The 18,506-nt window shown below is 71.9% G+C and carries 16 protein-coding genes; 9 read left to right on the forward strand and 7 right to left on the reverse strand.

The window, feature by feature from the left end; translation table 11 throughout:
* Positions 1-53: 53 nt before the first annotated feature.
* On the reverse strand, positions 54-1,910 hold the full coding sequence (locus SNOUR_RS03825; RefSeq protein WP_159425789.1) for an NAD-dependent epimerase/dehydratase family protein: 1,857 nt from the start codon (positions 1,908-1,910) through the stop codon (positions 54-56).
* A 320-nt stretch (positions 1,911-2,230) separates the two neighbouring features.
* Between SNOUR_RS03825 and SNOUR_RS03830 the strand changes: the two genes are divergently transcribed.
* From SNOUR_RS03830 to SNOUR_RS03840, 3 genes are read left to right on the forward strand one after another with little or no spacing between them, the layout of a single operon-like run.
* Positions 2,231-3,262, forward strand: a complete 1,032-nt coding sequence (locus SNOUR_RS03830; protein WP_067343868.1) for an NAD-dependent epimerase/dehydratase family protein — start codon at positions 2,231-2,233, stop codon at positions 3,260-3,262.
* Between the two features lie 50 nt (positions 3,263-3,312).
* Positions 3,313-3,807, forward strand: coding sequence for an NUDIX domain-containing protein (locus tag SNOUR_RS03835; RefSeq protein ID WP_067343870.1), 495 nt, complete (start codon positions 3,313-3,315; stop codon positions 3,805-3,807).
* The gene (locus tag SNOUR_RS03840) at positions 3,804-4,856 is read left to right on the forward strand and encodes a mevalonate kinase family protein (RefSeq protein ID WP_067343872.1); all 1,053 of its coding nucleotides are present in this window, start codon (positions 3,804-3,806) and stop codon (positions 4,854-4,856) included. The genes SNOUR_RS03835 and SNOUR_RS03840 overlap by 4 nt, the downstream gene beginning before the upstream one ends.
* 23 nt (positions 4,857-4,879) lie before the next feature.
* Here SNOUR_RS03840 and SNOUR_RS03845 read toward each other — a convergent pair whose 3' ends face one another.
* The 4 genes from SNOUR_RS03845 to SNOUR_RS03860 form a co-directional block, all read right to left on the reverse strand.
* The gene (locus SNOUR_RS03845; protein WP_067343873.1) at positions 4,880-5,992 is read right to left on the reverse strand and encodes a radical SAM protein; all 1,113 of its coding nucleotides are present in this window, start codon (positions 5,990-5,992) and stop codon (positions 4,880-4,882) included.
* A gap of 178 nt (positions 5,993-6,170) precedes the next feature.
* On the reverse strand, positions 6,171-7,028 hold the full coding sequence (locus SNOUR_RS03850) for a carbohydrate ABC transporter permease (RefSeq protein WP_067343875.1): 858 nt from the start codon (positions 7,026-7,028) through the stop codon (positions 6,171-6,173).
* The gene (locus SNOUR_RS03855; RefSeq protein WP_067343877.1) at positions 7,025-7,996 is read right to left on the reverse strand and encodes a carbohydrate ABC transporter permease; all 972 of its coding nucleotides are present in this window, start codon (positions 7,994-7,996) and stop codon (positions 7,025-7,027) included. Before SNOUR_RS03855 ends, SNOUR_RS03850 begins: the two co-directional genes overlap by 4 nt.
* A gap of 5 nt (positions 7,997-8,001) precedes the next feature.
* Positions 8,002-9,297 (reverse strand): extracellular solute-binding protein, encoded by a 1,296-nt coding sequence (locus tag SNOUR_RS03860; protein ID WP_067343879.1) that lies wholly within the window; start codon positions 9,295-9,297, stop codon positions 8,002-8,004.
* 295 nt (positions 9,298-9,592) lie between these two features.
* Here SNOUR_RS03860 and SNOUR_RS03865 point away from each other — a divergent pair, with 295 nt between their 5' ends.
* Both SNOUR_RS03865 and SNOUR_RS03870 read left to right on the forward strand, forming a co-directional pair.
* Positions 9,593-10,756 carry a serine/threonine protein kinase gene (locus tag SNOUR_RS03865; protein WP_079142168.1) on the forward strand — a complete coding sequence of 388 codons (1,164 nt, stop codon included), beginning with the start codon at positions 9,593-9,595 and terminating at the stop codon, positions 10,754-10,756.
* Between the two features lie 5 nt (positions 10,757-10,761).
* Positions 10,762-11,493 carry an HAD family hydrolase gene (locus SNOUR_RS03870; RefSeq protein WP_067343881.1) on the forward strand — a complete coding sequence of 244 codons (732 nt, stop codon included), beginning with the start codon at positions 10,762-10,764 and terminating at the stop codon, positions 11,491-11,493.
* Here SNOUR_RS03870 and SNOUR_RS03875 read toward each other — a convergent pair.
* Positions 11,477-12,961: a N,N-dimethylformamidase beta subunit family domain-containing protein gene (locus SNOUR_RS03875; RefSeq protein ID WP_512700980.1), complete on the reverse strand. Its 1,485-nt coding sequence runs from the start codon at positions 12,959-12,961 to the stop codon at positions 11,477-11,479. The two genes, SNOUR_RS03870 and SNOUR_RS03875, sit on opposite strands and share 17 nt — an antisense overlap.
* Positions 12,962-13,020: 59 nt before the next feature.
* Here SNOUR_RS03875 and SNOUR_RS03880 point away from each other — a divergent pair, with 59 nt between their 5' ends.
* Positions 13,021-13,893 (forward strand): class I SAM-dependent methyltransferase, encoded by an 873-nt coding sequence (locus SNOUR_RS03880; RefSeq protein ID WP_067343883.1) that lies wholly within the window; start codon positions 13,021-13,023, stop codon positions 13,891-13,893.
* Complete coding sequence (locus SNOUR_RS03885) at positions 13,890-14,657, forward strand: GNAT family N-acetyltransferase (RefSeq protein WP_067343885.1); 768 nt, start codon at positions 13,890-13,892, stop codon at positions 14,655-14,657. The genes SNOUR_RS03880 and SNOUR_RS03885 overlap by 4 nt, the downstream gene beginning before the upstream one ends.
* A 40-nt stretch (positions 14,658-14,697) precedes the next feature.
* On the opposite strand, the gene SNOUR_RS03890 is transcribed toward SNOUR_RS03885, so the two are convergent.
* Positions 14,698-15,807: a hypothetical protein gene (locus SNOUR_RS03890; RefSeq protein WP_312631856.1), complete on the reverse strand. Its 1,110-nt coding sequence runs from the start codon at positions 15,805-15,807 to the stop codon at positions 14,698-14,700.
* A 405-nt stretch (positions 15,808-16,212) separates the two neighbouring features.
* Between SNOUR_RS03890 and SNOUR_RS03895 the strand changes: the two genes are divergently transcribed.
* Together SNOUR_RS03895 and SNOUR_RS03900 are read left to right on the forward strand one after the other, a co-directional pair.
* Positions 16,213-16,737, forward strand: a complete 525-nt coding sequence (locus SNOUR_RS03895; RefSeq protein ID WP_067343886.1) for a hypothetical protein — start codon at positions 16,213-16,215, stop codon at positions 16,735-16,737.
* Between the two features lie 112 nt (positions 16,738-16,849).
* Complete coding sequence (locus SNOUR_RS03900; RefSeq protein WP_067343888.1) at positions 16,850-18,487, forward strand: multicopper oxidase family protein; 1,638 nt, start codon at positions 16,850-16,852, stop codon at positions 18,485-18,487.
* Positions 18,488-18,506: the final 19 nt, after the last annotated feature.

An 18,506-nucleotide genomic window follows, 5' to 3' on the forward strand; every position in this document is an offset into this window, starting at 1 on the left:
GAGGGCCGACGCCCGTCCGGGCGCGGCAGCTCGCCGTGGTCGACGGGCCCGGGTCAGACCTCCAGGACGAGGTGGATGCCCTCGTAGGCGAGCCATTGGGCGTGGGTGTGGAGCCCGTAGCGGAGCTCCGTGACGGGCTTCCAGCCGGGTGGGGAGGGGGGCCAGGCGGTGGTCTCGGGGGTGGCGCGCGCGGCTTCCGCGGGCGGGGCGAGGGGGACGGGACGGACGGCGGTGCGGATGGCCTCCGCCAACTCGGCGGCGGTGATCGGGGCGTCCGCCAGGCCGATCACCGGCTCCGGGGGCGGTGTGCGGAGCAGCAGCGACAGGGCGGTGACCAGGTCCCGGGTGTGCAGCGGACGCAGCGTCTCGGCGGGGTCGTCGAGGGTCAGGGGGTAGCTGCGCAGGGCGTCCCAGACCAGGCGACCGATGCGCGAGTCATGGGGGCAGCCGGGGCCGTAGAGGTCGCCCAGGTGGAGGGTGAACTCCGTTGCGGGAGCGGGGAGTTCGAGGGTGAGGGTGAGGGTGCGGGTGGGGTTGGAGTTGGGGTTGGGGGATGTTGTCGGCGGGAGGGCCAGGGGGGTCAGGTCCAGGAGAGCGTGCGGGGGGTGACCGGTCGGTCGTCGGGTCAGGGTGGTGACGTGGTGTCCGGCGTCCGTGAGTCCGCGGACGAGGTGTTCGCCGAGGGGGGTTCCGGCGCCGTCGACTATCGCGACGCGGTGGACGTCGGCGCGGTGGGCGTCGACGCGGTGGGCGTCGGTTGGCGTGGAGTGGGACCGGCGGGGCGGTCGGGTCCGTTCGGCGGCGTCGCGGCCGGCGTCGAGGCCAGCCCGGGTGATCCGCGCCAGTTCGTCGCGCTGCTGCGCGATTCGCTCCTCCGCCTGGGCGTAGCTGATTCCGCCGGGGCCCACGGTGGCGAGCGCCTCGGCGAGCACGGCGGGGTCCGGTACGGCATCCGGGCCAGGGGCGTCGCCGGGATCGCCCGTCGTCGGATCGCAGCGGAGTCCGTCCTTCTGGTGGACGAATCCCATCGTGAAGGCGGTGAGCCAGGCTCCTCGCGCCGCCTCGGGGGTGGTGGCTTCGGCCATTCGCACGATGGCCGGTTGCTGCCTTCCGATCCGGACGCCGGAGCCCTCCAGGTACTGCTCGCAGTCGAGGTGGAGCCAGCGGCCGGCGTCCGGGGCCTGGAGCGCGTGCGGGGCGCGTGCGTCGGCGGGCACTGTGCGTACCGCGCACTGCGCGACGCCCTGTTTGAAGAACGGGAGCACCCGCAGACCGGTCAGTCGGGCGCCTTCGCGCCCGGGAACATCCTGGGGCAGAAAGCACACCGAACGGCGCGGTCCGCGGAACGCATTGCCGGAGATACTGCCGTGGTCCTCGTGTTCGGCGAGGCTGGGCACCGAAACGTAGGACGGGATTCCATGCGCGCGTAAGTAGCGGTTCATCAGGATGTCGTCGGGCCAGCTGTCAAGATGGCGTCGCCCAAAAGCCGCGAATCCGGAGGCGACTTCCCTGGGGAGAATGATGGCGACACAGGGAAAGTACTCGTTGACGGAGCCCACCCACCGGGCGCCGGCCATGGCACCAAAACGCACCGCGGCGCCGTTCCGGGAGTCCCAGAGTGCGAAAAGCGCCAGCGCGGCGTCGGGCATCTCGGCAATCGCCATCCGCGCCCGTTCGAAAAACGTATCGGAAAGGATCATGTCGTCCTGGACGACGAGCTGGTGGGTGGCGCCGTCCTCGATCGCCTCCCAGGCGCACAACGCGGTCCGCAATACGGACGGTTTCCCGGCCGGGTCCGGGTCCATGACGACGCGCAGGGCTCCGGGCGGAACGGACCGCGCCAACCTTTCGGCGGCGGCCTGGCGTTGGGGATGTGTCATCACGGCCCCGCTCAATCGATAACGGGTCATCAATTCCTCCGGTTCTCCGTTTTCCCGGCCCGTCGGGCTTTTGCATCGCATCGGATGGATCCGGCACGTGAATCCGGACAGTACGGCGGTCCGCGCACGCGCCGCAAGACTGCCGAAATGGCGCTCTGGCCATCGGAATCCACGGCGGACATGCTGACCGCTGGCCCACGCCGGGCCGACTCGTGCGCTGTTATGTGGGAAGAGGGGGTTCCATGCCCGGAACGGTGAACGGAAACGGGAACGTCGGGATGAACGGCAATGCGCGGGGTAATGGCGGTGCCGGAACGGGGAGTCCGGCGCCCGATGTCCACGGAGAATCGGTGGAGACCCGGCTGGAGAAACTCCGGGATTCCCGGGTGGTGGTGACGGGCGGTGCCGGTCTGGTGGGCAGTCGGCTGGTCCGGCTGTTACGCCGGGCGGAGGCCGAGGTGACGATGCTGGACCGGCTCGACGCCTATCCGGACGCGGTGCACTCCTCACTGTTCGGGGTCGACAGCCTCGGGGCGAAGTTGGTGGTCGGGGACGTCTGCGACCGCGAAGTGGTGCGCCGGGTGCTGGCCGGTGCCGACTATGTGGTGCACGCCGCGGCCTATGCCGATGTGGCCGCCTGCACCCGTCGGCCCGATATCGCGTTCCGCGCGAACGTCCAGGGCACCCAGGTGGTGCTGGAGGAGGTCGCGGCGTCCGATGTGCGGCGACTGGTGCTGGTGTCGTCGGCGGCGGTGTACGGGAACGGCGATCCGTCCATACGGGGGCCGCAGGTCTTCCGCGAGGACCAGCGGCTGCTGCCGGTGTCGGTGTACGCCAACTCCAAGCTCTGGGCGGAGCACCAGGCCCGACTGCTGCTGAGCGGTCCGGACACCCCCGAGTACGCGGTGCTGCGGTACTTCTCCGTCTACGGCGATCCGCAGGTTCCCAAGCCCGGCAGCCACTCCTGGATGGTCGCCTGGCTGTCCATGCAGGCCCGGCTGGGCCGCCCGATGCGGCTCAACGGGGGCGGGGTGCAGGTGCGGGACCTCGTCCACGTCGAGGACGTGGCGGCGGCCACCGCGCTGGCCCTGGTGGAGGACGGGATGGCCGGGGCGACCGTCAACGTCGGTACGGGCGTGCCGACTTCGGTCCGCGAGGTCGGCGAACTGATCGCGCCGCACTTCCCGCGGGCGCACTTCGTCACCACTCCCCTGCCCGAGGGCGACCCGCTGGGCGGGTACGCGGCCACCGAGCACTGCCGTGAACTGCTGCGCTGGCGGCCTCGGATCGACGTCCGGGCGGGCGTGGAACGGTATGTCCGCTGGCTGTCCGCCACCCCGCACGCGGTGCCGAGGTGGCTGGCCGCCGAGGCCGCCGCATGACAATCTGCCCCCGGATATGCGGATAAAGCGCGACGAAAGGTGACACTCAGGTGAGTTATGTCGGCTCGTACCTGTGGGAGCTGCGGCAGAAGGTCGGCAGCCGGCCGCTGCTCGTGCCCGGCGCCCAGGTCCTGTTGCTGGACGCGGCCGGTCGGGGGCTGTTCCAGCAGCGCGCGGACACCGGCGTCTGGGAACTGCCGGCCGGGGCGTGCGAGGAGGGCGACGACTTCGTCGGGACGGCCCGGCGGGAACTGGCGGAGGAGACCGGGCTGCATGTCGAGCGGGACGATCTGGAGGCGTTCGGCACGCTGTCCGACCCCGCGGTCCACACCCTGACCTATCCCAACGGCGACATCACCCACTGCTTCGCGCTGTGTTTCGTCGCCCGCCGCTGGTCCGGGGAGCTCTCCCCCGGACCGGACGAGGTGACCCGGGCCGGTTTCCGGGCGCTCGGGGATCCGCCGCGGCCGTTGCACCCACCCACCGCTGTGGTCCTGGAGATGTTCCGGGAGTTCAGCTCGACCGGAAGGTTCCAGGCCCGATGAACGCACCGACCAGGGCGTCCGGAGCGGAGGACGGGACGGCGGCGCCGCGCGGCGGCCCGGCGGGACACGCCGTGGTGCCCTGTCGGGCCTGCCTGTCCGGGGAGGACCTGGACTGGCTGGGCGGCCGGTCGGTCAGCCTGGCGCTGGACCTGACGACCTCGGTCACGGTGCGGCCGCCGGGCGCCCGGCCGCCCGCCGGCGCGGCGCCGGACGGCGGCGCCGGCGCCTGGGCGGGCGAGGTGTGGACGTTCCTGCGTCGGCGGCTGCCCGGCCTCGGCCCCCGTCCGCCGGCCGTGACCGCGCGCAGCGAGGCACCGGCGGCCAGCGGTCTGTCGTCGTCGACGGCGCTGATCGTGGCGCTGTTCCGGGCGTTCACCGAGGCCGCGGTGCCGGTGGCCGGGGGCGCCGGGGGCTGGTCGGTGCCGGCGCGGACCTTGGCGCAGTGGGCGTACGAGTTCGAGTTCGCGATCTTCAACGGCGGTGGTATGGACCATCTCGCGGTCATCGCCGGCGGGCTGTTGCTGCTCGACGGGCGGACCACCGGCCTGCCGGAGATCACGCACCGGGCCGACTTCCCCGACGAGTGGGCGGTGGTCGTGCTCGACTCGGCGACCCGGAAGGACACCAGCGACCACATCCACTCGGTCCGCGCGCAGCTCGCCGCCGGGGACACCCGGCTCGCCGCGTACCGCGAGCGGACCGACGCCGCCTCGGCCGCGGTGTGGGAGGCCGTGCGGGGCCGTGACCTGTCCGCCCTCGGTGCGGCGATGAGCCGGGCGCACCGGGCGATGCGGGACCTCCAGGGCATGTCCACGCCGCTGTTGGAGGAGCTGCGGTCGCTGGCCCTGCACGCCGCCGACCTGCCGCTCAAGCTCAGCGGGGCCGGCGGTGGCGGGGCGCTGGTCGGCGTCTGTCCGGCGGCCGACCAGGCGGAGGTGGTGGCGCGGCTGCGGAGGGCACTCGGCCCGGCGCACCCCCGGGCGCGGGTCATCCCGGCCCGCGCCGCGGCGGGCCTCGCGCCGGAGATCGCCGCGGCGCCGGCCCCGTAGCCGGGGCTGCCGGTGCCCCTCCGCTAGATGAACGGGTCGTAGTCCGTGCCGGGTTCCGGTGCGGCCAGCGTTCCCGCCGCCGTTCCGGTCCCGATCCGGTCGAGTTCGAGGTTGGAGCGGTGGCGGGCGCAGTGGAAGCGGCAGTCCCGGCTGGGGTCGACGATGCCGCGGTCCGAGGTCCGCCAGATCTCGGGGAGGCGCTCGGTCACCGCGTCCCCGATCCGGGCCCCGGCGTTCCCCCGGTGGTAGGAGCAGACGTAGACGCCGGACGGGGTCACCAGGGTCCGCAGTTCGGCGACCCGGCAGCGGTGGTAGTCCTTGTCCTGGACGGGCCCGACCCGGTTGCGCAGCGACGTCAGGGTCGAGGAGTTGACGATCTCGAAGGCGTCGCCGGTCAGGACGGCGGCCTTGGCGAGCTGCTCCTCCACGGAGGCGAGAACCTCGTCCGGCACCTGGATGACGTGGTGTCCGTCGTCGAACATCGCCTTGGTCTCGAAGTAGTCGCAGCCGATGTCGTGGGCGAGTTCGGCTGCCTCCAGGACCTCGTGGTGGTTGCTGACGACGGTGCCGTCCGGCTCCTGGCGGCTCATCACGAGGAACGAGTAGCCCAGGGCGCCGCGCTTGGCCTCGGCCAGCAGCCGCATGTTGGCGATGACCTTGTCGAAGACGCTGCGGCCCTTGCGGTCGGGGCGGAAGCGCCGATAGGTCTCGCTGGTCCCGGCGTCGATGGACACCCGCACCCAGGAGGCGTAGGCGGCGAGTTCGGCCAGGTTCTGTTTGATCAGGGTGCCGTTGGTGACCACGCCGATGGCGATGCCGGCCTCGCCCAGGACGCGGAGGACCTGGCGGGTGCCCCGGTGGGCGAGCGGTTCCCCGCCGCCTATCAGGACCACCGCCCGGACCTTCATCTCCACGAGTTCGCCGGCCAGTTCGGCGAGCCGTTCGGGGGTGAAACGTCCTTGGTTGAGCAGCTTCCCGCTGATGCACTCGGGGCACGCCAGGTCGCAAAAGGTCGTCGGGTCCAGGTCCACGACCAGCGGGCCGCTGGAGCGGGTCCCGGTGGCGGCTTCGAGGATCCGCGGCCAACCGGCCGGCTGGTACAGCTTGGACACCAGGTCGAGACGGTCGAACGTCACGTGTTCTCCTGCATTGTCGGAGGTTCCGTATACCGGCGGAGGTCGGTCCGCCGGTCGAGTGCGTGCGACATGGCTCTGGGGCGGCGCGCCCGGTGGGGCGGTCCTGCCGGGCGGCCGGGGCGCCCGGCGGCTCAGCGGCGGCCGGCCCGCGCGGGACCGGCGTCCCGTCTTCGGCGGCTCACCCTTTGACCGCGCCGGTGGTCAGGCCCGCGCCGATCCGCCGCTGGACGAGGGCGAAGAAGACCGCGACGGGCAGCGCGGTGAGGGTGGCGCCGGCCATCAGTCCGCCGTAGTCGGTGCCGAAGCTGGTCTGGAAGGACAGCAGCCAGATGCTGAGGGTCTGCTTGTCGTTGCTGGAGAGCAGGACGTAGGCGAGGACGTACTCGTTCCACGCCTGGACCAGGGCGTAGATGGAGGTCGCCACCAGGCCCGGGGCGAGCAGCGGGAGGACGACCCGGCGGAAGGCTCCCAGGCGGGTGCAGCCGTCGGTCATCGCGGCCTCCTCCAGCTCCACCGGGACGGCGGCGATGAAGCCGCGCAGCAGCCAGACCGTGAACGGCAGCATGAAGACGAGGTAGGTGAGGATGACGCCGGGCAGGCTGTCGGTCAGTCCGGCGTCGCTCAGCAGCAGGTAGACGGGGATGATCAGACCGGCCAGCGGGATCATCTGGACGCCGAGGATGATCAGGACCAGGGCCTTGCGCCCGGCGAACGAGAAGCGGGCGAGGGCGAAGGCCGCGAGGGTGCCGATCAGCAGGGAGACCAGCACGGTGCCGACGCCGATCAGGACGCTGGAGCGGACGTTGGCCCAGAACGTCGGGGTGCTCAGGGCGCGGCGGAAGTGTTCCAGCGTCAGGTGGTCGGGCCAGAGGTGCGGCGGATCGGCGTGGATCTCGGTGGCCGGGCGGAACGCGGTGAGCAGCATCCAGTAGAGCGGGAAGGCCATCAGCGCGCTGAAGGCGAGGCCGAGGGCGTTCGCCGTCGCGCGCCGTCGTCGGCGGCCGGGGGCGTGCCCGGTACGTGGGGCTGTGTTCACTCGGCCGCTCCCAGGTGGACGAGCTGGCGCACGTAGACGACCGCGCCGCCCAGCAGCATCAGGACGGTGAGGACGGCGATGGCCGCGCCGGCGCTGTAGCGGTTGACGGCGAAGGACTCGATGAACGAGTAGACGCCGAGAAGGTAGTAGTCCTTCTCCGGTTGGCCGCCGCGCATCAGCCAGATCTGGTTGAACACGCCGAAGTCCCAGATGGCGCACAGCGAGGTGACCAGGACGGCGGACGGTTTGATCACCGGCCAGGTGACGTGCCGGAACAGCTGGCCGGGGCGGGCGCCGTCGACCAGTGCCGCCTCCTCCAGTTCGGCCGGCACCTGGCTGAGCGCGGCCTGCAGGGTCAGCGCGGCGAACGGGACGGCGCCCCAGACCACCACGCCGGTGATGACGGCGAAGCCCTGCCAGGGGTTCTCGAACCAGTTGTGCTTGCTGAAGTCGAGTCCCGGCAGCAGGCCGAGGAGCCAGTTGACGACGCCGTAGTCGGCGTCCGAGAGCCAGCGGAAGATGGAGGCGGCGACCATGACCGGCATGGCCCAGACGGCGACCAGGACGCCGGTCATGACCGTCCGCACCCATGGTGAGACCCGTCGCATCAGCAGCGCCACCAGGAGCGACAGCACCATCGTGGCCGCGACGCAGGCGACGGTGAACAGGGCGGTGCGGCCGACGACGGTCCAGAAGAAGCCGTCGGAGAGGATCGAGCGGTAGTGGGCCAGCCCGGCCCACGGCGGCGTGGCCCCGGAGAACAGTTCGCGCCGGGTCATGTCCTGGAAGGACAGCACCACCAGGTCGACGAGCGGGTAGCCGAGGACCGCGGCGAGGGCGAGCACGGTCGGCGCGATCAGCAGATACGGCAGCGCCCGTCGCCGGATGGTGCGCCGCGGGCGGGGTGCCCGGGCCGGTCGCGGCGGCCGGGCGGCGCGGGGCGGTCCGGGCAGTTCCACGCTCCCCACCGCCCTCAGTTCTCGTTGATCACGGCGTCGATGCGGCGGTCCGCGGCCCGCGCGGCGTCCGGCACCGACTGTTTCCCGGTCGCGATGTCCTGGAGCGTCTCCTGGAGGACGTTGGACTTCTCCACGGCTCCCCAGCCGGGGGCCAGCGGGGTCACCCAGCCGCGGGTGGCGGCCTGTGCGGCGGGGCCGTTGACGCTGTCTGCGGCCACTTCCTTGAGCTGGGCGGTGTTGTTGGGGAGGGTGTCGGCGGCTATCAGGCGGCGCTGGGAGGTTCGGTCGGTGAACAGCCGGATCCAGTCCTGGGCGAGGTCCTGGTTCTCGGACTTGGCGGGGACGGCCAGGGTGGAGCCGCCCAGGAACGACGGCATCATCTTGCCGGAGGGGCCGGGGAAGGCGAACGTGCCGAACTTCCCGTGCAGCGCCGGGTCGCCGCCCGATCTGCTGTCGGTCGCGGCCTTGGCCTCCCAGGTGTTGCCGTAGAACATGCCGACCTTGCCCTGGCCGACGACCGCCGGCTCGTCGCCGTTGTCCTTGGAACGGTCGCCGGTGTAATAGGAGTCGAGGAGGTCCTTCCAGGCGGTGAGTCCGGCGACGGAACGGGCGGAGGAGAGCGCGCCGTGCCAGCGGCCGTCTTTTCCGCGCGCCGCTATCTCGCCGCCGGCGTCCTTGACGAAGGCCATCGCCGCGTACCAATAGCGGCCGGGCATGTAGAAGGCCGAGAAATTCTTGTCGGTGGCTCCGAACTTCGCCTTGAGTTTGTCGAGATCGGCGCGGAGTTCGGTATAGCTGCGCGGGGCCCGGGTCACGCCGACCTGGGCGAGCAGATCGGTGCGGTAGATTCCCACCCGGGCACCGACGTAATACGGGACACAGTAGGTCTTGCCGTCGTTCCGGCAGGCGTCGCGAAGTGCCGGCAGCCATTCGGCGGAGTGGTCGAATTTCGCCGGATCGACGGCTGCGAAGGCCCCGTTGACAATGTAATTGGTGGTCTCGCTGTTGCCCATTTCGATCACGTCGGGGACTTTGCGTCCGGCCAGTGCAGCGTCGATCTTCTGGTTCTTCGTGGTCCACTGCTGGTACTGCACGGTGACCTTGATCTTGGGATAGGTCCTCCGGAAGCGGTCGTTGACCTCGTTCACCAGATCCGGCCAGCTCTCCTGGGCGTCCACGGTCAGCCAGACCGTGAGCTCCCCCGTGCGGTCCGCGGCGGCGACCGGTCTGCCGCCACCGCAGCCTGCTACCGCGCCCATCAGGACCATCGCTCCCAGGCCCGCCGCCAAACGGGAGATGCGCTCGGCCATGATCTCCTCCGTCGGGTTGTCGGAACCGGCTGTATCTACCCCCGGTATCCGATCTCTCACCTCGGGGAGCCATTCCGGCCAGATAATCCGACGGCCGGAACTGCGTGGCCGGAGAATCCATGAACGGCCGTCCGGCAGGCCGGACCGCATTCCGATCTTGAGTTCACCGGGGCAAAGGCATCACTGTTTTGACGCAAAAGGCGTGCTGTCCCAATGATCGGCTCTTGACGGTGCCGCCCCTGCTGCCTCAGTTTTGCTCGGGTGTCTCCCACGTCCCCTATCGAAGGGTTTGCACGTGACTGAGTACGGCACGCCGGCCGCAGATCCGGCCACCCGCCCGGTGAAGGTCAACTCCTGGAACGGCTGGGATCCCCTGCGGCACGTCGTCGTCGGACGCGCCGACAACACGGTGGTGCAGGCCCCCGAGCCCGCGATCCGGCGGGACTTCCCCGACGACGGATTCCCGCTGGGCACCTACGGCCCGATGCCGGCCGAGATGACCGCGGAGGCCAACGAACAGCTCGACAACTTCGCCGAGTTGCTGCGGCGCCGCGGCATCCGTGTCGATCGCCCCGCCCCCGTGGACTTCAACCAGCAGGTCAGCACCCCGGACTGGACCCAGGAGACCATGTCCGGCTGTATGCCGCCGCGCGATCTGCTGCTGACCGTCGGCAACGAGATCCTCGAAGCCACCATGTCGTACCGCAGCCGCTGGTTCGAGTACCTCTGCTACCGGCCGCTCCTGCAGGGGATCTTCAAGGCCGACCCGCACATGCGCTGGGAGGCCGCGCCCAAGCCCCGGCTGACCGACGCCTCCTACAAGCCGGGGTTCTGGGACACCTACAACACCCTTCCCACGGACGTGCAGTTGGCGCGGGTGCGGGACTACGACCTGGTGCTGACCGAGGAGGAGCCGCTGTTCGACGCGGCGGACATCGCCCGGTTCGGCAAGGACCTCTTCGTCCAGCTGTCGTTCGTCACCAACCGCAGCGGCTACCAGTGGCTGAAACGGCACTTCCCCGACCACCGGGTGCACGCGGTGACCTCCACCAACACCCACCCGCTGCACATCGACGCCACCTGGGTGCCGCTGCGGCCCGGACTGGTGCTGCACTGCGGTGAGCGGCTGGCGGACGCCGAGCTGATGGAGTTCTTCCGGCGCAACGACTGGGAGATCGTCGAGGCGGTGCAGCCCGCGAGTTGGGACCATCCGCCCAAGCTGTCGTACTGCAGCCCGTGGCTGGCCGGCAACATGCTCAACCTCGACCCCAACACCCTGTGCATCGAGGAGAAGGAAGTCGCGCTCGCCGACCAGCTGTCCGGCTACGGCTTCGAGATCGTGCCGGTGCCGTTCCGCGCGGTGGGGCCGTTCGGCGGTGGACTGCACTGCGCCACCTTCGACATCGAACGGGACGGGCAGCTGGAGGACTACTTCCCGCACCGCCACGGACGGTACTGAGGCCGGTGCCGGCCCAGTCCCCGCCTCGCCAGGGCGCCCTCCGGGGCGTGATCCTCGACTTCTACGGCACGCTGGTCCGGCTGGTCGAGCCGCTGCCGCCCAGCCACCGGTCGCTCTTCCTCAGCCGGGGGCTGGTCGAGGCCGCCGACAAGTGGGGCGACCAGTGGGCCGTCGGCCCCCGGGACGGCGAGGAGCACACCGCGCACTCCGCCAGCGAACGGGACTACCACGCCTGGGAGTTGGACCGCCTGCGACGGAGGGCACTGGCCTGCGGCGTCCCCGGGGCGGCGGCCGGCCCGCTGGCCGCCGCCCTCGACCGGGCGATGAAGGACCTGCGGCTGGCCCTGTTCGACGACGTCCCGGCGGCGCTGGCCGGGCTGCGTGCCCGGGGCCTGACGGTGGCGGTCTGCTCCAACTGGTTCTGGGACCTGGACCGAGCCATCGAGGGCGTCGGCATCGCCGGGCTGGTCGACGTCGCGGTCACCTCGGCCCGCGCCGGCGCCCGCAAACCGCACCCCCTCATCTACCGGACGGTGTTGGACCAGTGCGGGCTGCGCCCCGAACAGGCCGTGTTCGTCGGCGACATGTGGGAGTCGGACGTGGCGGGACCGCTCGCGTACGGGATGCGGGCGGTGCACCTGTGGCGCCCGGACCGGGTGGTGGCGGGCGCGGCCCCGCCGCTTCCGGACGGGGCCGCGCGCATCGCCTCGCTGACCGCGCTCAGCGCTCTGGTGTAGTCGGCCCCGGGCCGGAGAGCCGGTCCAGGACGTTGCGGGTCACCCGCACGACGCCGGCGTCCAGTTCCCGGCCGCAGATCACCGGCCAGTCGGTGGTCCCGGCCGTGAACACCGTGCCGCCGGCGGTGTAGAGCCCCATGGTGGCGGCGCGCGGGCCGGTGATCGCCGGTTCGCGCGCCGGGCAGTTCCAGTGCCCCCATTTCAGGTGGTGGAAGTCGTCGTGCACCGGATCGAGGAGGTAGATCCCCAAGATGAGGAAGGACTCGGGCGTGCCGTCCACCCCGGTGGCGTGCGCCACGCCGTTCGCGTCCCGGGCGAAGGCCGCGCCATCGCACTCGTAGCCGATCAGCGGAGTCCCGGCGCCCAGGGCGTCGGCCGGACCGCCGTCGGAGCCGTCCCGCAGCCCGGTGCCCTCGTACACCCAGTGGTCCGCGTGCTGCACCCGGTAGCCGTCGCGCGGCCGGTCGCCGGGCCAGTCGCCCGGCCACATCCCGCCGTTGCGGAAGCTGACGCCGGTCAGGGTGTTCTCCGGCTCGCCGACGCCGTCCGGCGGGGCCGGCCACCACTGGTCGGTCGCCGGGAGGTGCGGATACTCCTCGCCGACGTGGTGGTCGGTGTCGGAGACGAACGCGCTGTTCCCGTCCACCGGATGGACCCGCCACCAGCAGGTGTTGGCGCTCAGGAACGCCACGTTCCCGCCGTCCCGGACGAACTGCGCGACGTGGTCGCGCATCGCCGCGCTCCAGTACTCGTCGTGGCCGACGCTGAGCAGCAGGCGGTAGGGAGCCAGCAGCCCCGGTTCCTCGTGCAGGTCGAGGTCGGTGCAGTACTCGACGGGGTAGCCGCTGCGCTCCAACCAGGCGATGAACGGCGCGTCCCAGTAGGCGAGATCGATGACCCCGCCGGGCCGGTGCAGACTGAGGCGGTGGCCGCGCGGCCCGTCCGGACCGGCCGGCCGGTGGACGGGATGGTCGTAGAGACTGGCTGCGCGCTGGACGTCCGCCCGGTCGGCACGGTTGTACGCGTGCCGGGTGTACGTCGACTTCTTGTAGAGGATCCGCGCCCCGGTCGCACCGGCTCGGCGAGGTCGGACGACGAAGAACTCCCGCTCGAAACCCTCGATGTCGGAGTCGTCGAGCAATGGCACGCGCCGGGCCTGCTCCTCCGTCCCCGCGACGAAATGGGCGAGGTAGATTCCCGGCGGCCAGTCCTCGGGAACGGTGTGGTGATACGTCGGCCAATTCCAGTCCACGGCGGGCGAGGCGTGCTCCGGGACGCCGTCCGGATGGGGCGGCGGAGCGGCCGACACACCCGGATACGGCCCGGCCTCCGCCATGAAGGAAAGCTCCTTCCCCAAGCGATGGAAACGGACGCGAAATTCCTCGGAATCCGTCGACACATGAAATCCGAGACGTCGACCGACCGTCACGCTCTCACGTTCCATATATCCCTCGATCATCCGCGCCATGCTAGGAGCGCGGACACACCGCCGACAACAGCCCTTCCAGCCAACGGAGATCGATCGAAATGGACAAGGAATTCCGGGTACGCGAACTCATGCTGGGCGTCGAAGGACTGGCGCTGCTGCGCCATGCGATGGACGCCGACGAGAAGTTCCTGAAGGCCCGGATCGAGGAAGTCCGTGCCCTCACGACGGGTCCGGGCGCGGCGCTTCCGGACGGCGGGACGGCGGTCGGCGAACTGGACGCGGCGGCCGGCTACGCCTCCTGGGCCGCCCGCTACGACTCGCTGCCCAGCTCGTACATCGAGGTCGAGGAGCCGGTGGTGCACGGGCTGCTGGACCGCGGCCCGGTGGGCACCGCGCTGGACGCGGCCTGCGGCACCGGCCGCCAGACCGCCGCACTGGCCGCCCGCGGCTATCGCACCGTCGGTGTCGACCAGTCGCCCGAAATGCTGGCACACGCCCGCCGCAAGGTGCCCGACGCGGAATTCCGACGGGGTCGGTTGGAAGACCTCCCGCTCGACGACGGGAGCGTCGATCTCGCGGTCTGCTCCCTGGCCATGACGCATCTCCCGGACGTCTCGACGGGGATCGCGGAACTGGCCCGGGTGCTCCGCCCCGGCGGCCGGATCATCCTCTCCGACCTGCACCCGTTCGTCGTCTCCCTCCAGGGCCAGTGCGTCTTCGTGCACGACACGGACCGTCTGGCCTTCGTCCGCAATCACGTGCATCTACCCGGCCGTTATCTCGACGCCTTCCATTCCGCCGGGCTGACCGTGCGGGAATGCCACGAGCCGACCTTCAACGGACGGCTGGCGCCCGGGGGTTACGAGGAGGCCATCCCGGACGCCGCCCGGGCCGCCTGGGACGGAATTCCGCTGGTCATCGTCTGGGCCGCGGAGAAGCCCGCCGTAAATCCCCGGGAGGGTGCCATATGACGCTCCAGTTCGTCCATCACACCCAACGGCCGGAATTGTGGGACCGGCTCACCGGAGAATTCGCCGGAGTGGTCCCGGAGTACAACCTGCACGGTGATATCAACTCCGGTTTCTGGAACCGGCTGTTCACCGACTTCCCGGACCACCAGTTCCTCCTCCACGACACCGCGACGGACACCGTCCTGGGCGCCGGCCGCACCCTCCCCCGCACCTGGGACGGCACCCCCGAGGGCCTCGGCACCGGCCTCGACGCCTCCATCGAGGCGGCCTTCCGCGACCACGACGACGGGGCGGCGCCGAACGCCCTGTGCGCCCTGGGCATCGAGATCTCCCCCGCCCACCAGGGCAGGGGTTACTCGGCCCGCCTCCTGGCGCACATGGCGGCCATGGCCCGCGCCGCCGGGCTCTCCCACGTGATCGTTCCGGTCCGCCCCACCTGGAAGGACCGCTACCCCCTCGTCCCCATCGAGCGCTACGCGACCTGGAGCCGCCCCGACGGCGCCCCGTTCGACCCCTGGATCCGCACGCAGGTGCGCCAGGGCGGCACCATCGCCGCGGCGGTGGCCGAGTCCTCCCGCATCACCGGCACCGTCGCCGAATGGGAGGCGTGGACCCGGATGTCCTTCCCCGACGACGGCCGCTATGTCTTCCCCGGCGGACTCGCCCTCCTCGACATCGACCACCACCACGACCGCGGCGCGTACTGGGAACCCTGCGTCTGGATCACCCACGACGTCCGCGACCGCCACCAGGCGCCGACGTAGGGCGCTTCTGACGGATCTCCGTGGACACCGCGGAGATCCGTCAGAAGCGCCGTGGCAGCGCACCGCCGCACCGCACGGCGCTCTCCGCGTACGCCGTCATCAGCGCGGCATGGTCCGGGATCACCTCGGGCCGCCGCTCGGGCGGCAGACCGGCCGGGCCGACCGTGGACAGCGCGGCGGCCCGGACCCGGGCCCCGGCCTCCCCGGTCGGCCCGGCCGCCGCCCGCCGGGCCGCGTGCCGGCGGGCGGCGTCCTCGGCCTGCCGCCCCAACAGCAGGCAGTGGATCCACAGTTCGTCCGCGAAGGCGGCGCCGAACAGCTGGCCCACGGCCGCCGCGGCGTCCTCGGGCCGGTGCCGCCGCACCACGTCCCATATCTGACTTTCCGTCAGACCAGTCTCCGGCAATGCCTCGGTCCACCGCAGATGCCGCCGGGGATCGGCGCTCCGCTCGTGTCCGGCCGGCCGCACGTACCCCTCGCCGTACCGCATGTACGGCAACCAGTCCAACTCCTCCAGCAGCCACCCGTGGTCGAGCAGCGGGCGCGCCTCCGCCGCCCCCACCGGGCACACCGCCAGCCGGATCCCCTGTGCGGCGTGCCCGTTGATGCTGCTCGTCCCGATGTGTTCGACCACGCTCGGCACCGCCAGCAGCCCCGAGCGCCCCTCGGCCCGCAGGAAGGTCGCCATCACCTCGTCGTCGTGCCGCTCGGCGCTGTCCGCGGCGAACGCCCGGAACGCGTCCGCCGTGCGCGCCGGCAGGCAGATGGCCAACGTCGGCGCGAACTCCTCCGGCACGGCCCGCACCCACCCGGCCCCCGCCAGCGCCGCCAGGCGGGCCGCGGCGCCGTTCCGGGCATGCCAGTTGGTGTAGAAGATCAACGCCTCGTCCGGAAACCGCGCCACCGATCCGGCCACCAGCTCCAGCAGCTCGGGCGGTGCGGCCACGTCGTCCTGCACGACCAGGTGGTGCCCGGCGTCCGCCGCCCGCGCCGCCCAGGCCACCAGCGCGGTGCGCAGCGCGGACGGCGGTCCACCCGGGTCCGGGTCCAGCGCCAGACCCCCGAGCCCCAGCCTGGCGGCGAGCGCCGCGGCCTGCTCCTCGCGCACCGGGTGGGTCATCACGGCCGAACTGAGGGAAGCTCTGCTCACCGGGCCACTCCTCTCGTCTCGCGGAGACGTTCCGCGGCGTCCGCGTGGACATCGCACACAGGCATCGCACGGCCACCGCTGTCGGGCCGCCACATCGTGGCAGATCACCGCGCACCGCCTGCCATGCCGAGGAGAGAGTGGCCGAATCCGACCCCTACCGCCCCGTCCACCGACCGACGGAGGCGCAATCCAACCGCCGTCCGACCGCCGAGCGAAGATCAGGCGGAAGCACGGACGGACCAACGGCATGGGGGGAGGCCGTCGTCTCGCCCATAGCCCTGGGGGGTATCGTCGAGCGTCGGGGCGCGGAGTCGTACGTGAGGCGGCCCGGCAGTCCGTGACGTGGGAGGGAGGGAGGGGAGGATCGTGCGCCTGCGCATGCGGAGAACGGCTCGGGGAGGGGCGATGAGCCGTACCGTGCGGACCCGTCCGGGCGCGCGGGGCGGTCGTCGGGCGACGGTGCTGCTCGCCCTCGTCTGGCTGACCCTCTCCGTGATCGCCCACCACGGCCTGCCCGACACCTGCGCGCCGATGACGGCCATGCAGCCGGCCTCGTCCACGCAGCCGATGACGGCCGTGCAGTCGGTCCCCTCCGCGCGGCCGATGGCGGCCGTGCACCCGGCCCCGTCCGTGCGGCCGTTGGTGCCCGTTGCTGTCGCCGCACCCCACCGCGCGGGCCCCGATCACGGCCAGCCCCGGCACGCTCGAACCGACCGGGCACGGTCCGGTGAGGCGCGGTCCGGGCACGGGCACGACGGCGGGGCGCACTGCTCGTCGTACGACGTGCGGGCCGAGCAGTTGGTCCCGCCGCCACCGCTGGTCGGCCAGGTCCGCGCGCCTGGGCCCATGTCCTCCTGCCGATCGGGCGCCGGCCCGGCCCGCGGGCCCGCCCCACCCGATCCGGCGTCCCTCTCCGTCCTTCGCATTTAGGCCGATCGTTCTCGCCTCCCCCACCTCGGCCATTTCCCACGGCGCCCGCGCGCTGCGCACCCCGACGGTGCGCGCCGCCGCGCCGGGTACATCTGCGTAAGGACACCACCCCATGAACACGCTCAACCGACGCTCCGTTCTGCTGGCGGGCCTGGGCGCGGCAGGCGCCGGCCTGCTCACCGCCTGCTCCGGCGACGGCCAGGGCTCCGCCCGGCCCGCGCAGACCCTGCTCAGCCCGTCCGGGCCGGCCGTGGCGGCCACCGAGAAGAAGCGCCGCCAGTCCGGTCGGGAGCACCACGTCCGGCTCACCGCGACCGCCGGCACGGTCGACCTGGGTGCCGGGAAGGCCGTGCGGACCTGGAGCTTCGACGGTGCGCTGCCGGGCAAGGAGATCCGGCTCACCGCGGGCGACACGCTCGTCGCCGACCTCGCCAACCGCCTGCCGCAGAGCACCTCCGTCCACTGGCACGGCCTCGCCCTGCGCAACGACATGGACGGCGTGCCGCCCGTCACCCAGCGGGCCGTGGCGGCCGGCGGGTCCTTCACCTACCGCTTCGTCGCCGAGACGCCCGGCACGTACTGGTTCCATCCGCACGTCGGCGTCCAGTTGGACCGCGGCCTGTACGGCCCGCTGATCGTCGAGGACCCGCACGAGCCGCTGCGGTACGACGACGAGTGGGTCGTCGTGCTCGACGACTGGCTCGACGGCATCACCGGCACCCCGGACCAGGCCCTCGCCGCCCTGCAACGGGGCATGGACCACGGGTCGTCGTCCCACGGAGGGAACGGGAAGACGGGCGCGCACGGCGGCATGGACGGCATGCAGGGCATGGCGGGGATGCCGGGCATGGACATGAAAGCCGGCACGGACATGGGCGCGGAAGGGGGTATGGGCGCGGGCATGGACGACCCGTTCATGCTGATGGGCGCGACCAGCCCCCTGTTGGGCGGGGACGCCGGCGATGTGAAGTACCCGCACTACCTGATCAACGGCCGCGTCCCGGCCGCGCCGGCCACGTACCAGGGCAAGCCGGGCCGGAAACTGCGGCTGCGGATCATCAACGCCGGTGGGGACACCGCCTTCCGCGTCGCCCTCGGCGGCCACCGGCTGACCGTCACCCACGCCGACGGCTATCCCCTCACCCACGAGCCCGCCGACGCCCTCCTGATCGGCCCCGGTGAGCGCTACGACGCCCTGGTCACGCTCGGCGACGGCGTCTTCCCGCTCGTCGCCCTGGCCGAGGGCAAGGGGGCCGCCGGCCTGGCCCTGGTGCGGACCGGCTCGGGCCGCGCCCCGTCCGCCGCCGTGCGGCCCGGGGAACTCAACGGCCGGATCCCGACCGCGTCCGCCTTGCGGCCCGCCGAGGGCGTCCGGCTGAAGGCCCGTCAGCCGGACGTCACCCACCGCATCAAGCTGACCGGTGGGATGGCGAAGTACGACTGGGCGCTGAACGGGCGGCGGTTCGACATGAACGACGCGGACGCCCATCCGTTCACCGTGGAAGGCGGCCAGCGGGTCCGGCTGGAGTTCGTCAACTCCACCGACATGTGGCACCCCATGCATCTCCACGGGCACACCTACCAACTCGGAGCCAACGGTCCCCGCAAGGACACCGTCGTCGTCCTGCCGGGCGCGACGGTCGCCTGCGACTTCGACGCGGACAACCCGGGTCAGTGGCTGATCCACTGCCACAACGCCTATCACGGCGAGAGCGGGATGATGGGGCTGCTCGCCTACCGCGCGGCATGACGCGGGGGCGGCTACCGCA

Source organism: Streptomyces noursei ATCC 11455 (assembly GCF_001704275.1).
GTDB lineage: Bacteria > Actinomycetota > Actinomycetes > Streptomycetales > Streptomycetaceae > Streptomyces > Streptomyces noursei.